This window comes from Rhodovulum viride, assembly GCF_003265965.1.
Taxonomy (GTDB): Bacteria; Pseudomonadota; Alphaproteobacteria; order Rhodobacterales; family Rhodobacteraceae; genus Rhodovulum; species Rhodovulum kholense.
Window position 1 is genome coordinate 1 of the sequence record NZ_MUAV01000107.1, and the last position, 1079, is coordinate 1079.

Annotated in this window: 1 protein-coding gene; it reads right to left on the reverse strand. The window is 74.8% G+C overall.

What is annotated here, in order from left to right:
* Window positions 1-13: 13 nt before the first annotated feature.
* Window positions 14-934: a S49 family peptidase gene (locus BYZ73_RS21245; protein WP_112317577.1), complete on the reverse strand. Its 921-nt coding sequence runs from the start codon at window positions 932-934 to the stop codon at window positions 14-16.
* Window positions 935-1079: the final 145 nt, after the last annotated feature.

Sequence of the window (1079 nt, forward strand, 5' to 3'; positions counted from 1 at the left end):
AGTGAGTGGTCGGTCAGAGAGCCGCGCGGGCCTGCGCGGCGGCGGCTTGCGCCAGATGGCCCCGGCCGGTGGCCCGGCGGGGTGCGGCCGGGCGCGGCGCGTGGGCGGCGAAGATCCGGTCATAGAAGGCCGCGCGGGTCTCGGCCCGGTCGGCCAGGCCGCGGGCGATGGCGGCTTCCGGCCCGAAGGTGGCCCCGCCATCGGCCGGGTCGTCGGTCACCGAAAGCCGCGCGGCGAGGTCTTCGGGGGCGATCCCCCGGCCGCGGGCGACGTCCGTATGGAAGGCCGCCTCATGGGCATCGAGATCCCGCAGGATCTCGGCCCGACCGCCTTCGGTCTCGGGGTTCGGCAGCTTCGCCCGCGCATGGGTCGAGGTGAAGATCTGCCACTGGTTGCCCGCGCCATCGGGGCCGACCGGCCAGCCCGCCTGGCGCATGACACCGATGGAGCCCGCAAGGCTGCCCGGGGTCATGGCGATGTCGGAACACTGGCTGGCCAGGTGATAGCCCATCGAGGCCGCCAGAGGATTGACCAGCGCATGGACCGGCTTGACCGCCGCCAGCGCCGCGATGGCGCCCGCCGCCGCCGCGCCCCCCAGCACCAGCCCGCCCGGCGTGTCGAACTCGATCACCACCGCCGCCACGTCCTCGGCCGAGGCCAGCGCCCCGCAGGACGCCTCGATGCCCGCGAAGGTCGCCCAGCCGAGGAAGCGTTCGAGGATCTCGGCATTGGGCGTCAGCACGCCCCGCACCGGCATCACCGCCACGCCGCGCGCAACCGCATAGCGCTCTCCCCGCGCGACCTCGACCGGCCCGGAAAGCGCGGGGCCAGCGGTGGAGGCGGTCGGCAGCGGCAGGCCCAGAAGCCCCGCGCCGAAGCTGCGATCCAGCGCCAGGGGGGCGGCGCCCAGAAGGCTGGCAATCGTCGTTTCCATCAGTCCTTGTCCTCTTCGGTCCCGGCCCCGGCATCTTCGTTGCGGGTCATGTTCGCGGCGGGGTTCAGCCGGTCGCCGCCCTCGACGGGGGCGCGGCCATCCTCGGCGCGGGCCTCGTTCGCGGTCAGGAACGGGCCGCCCACCG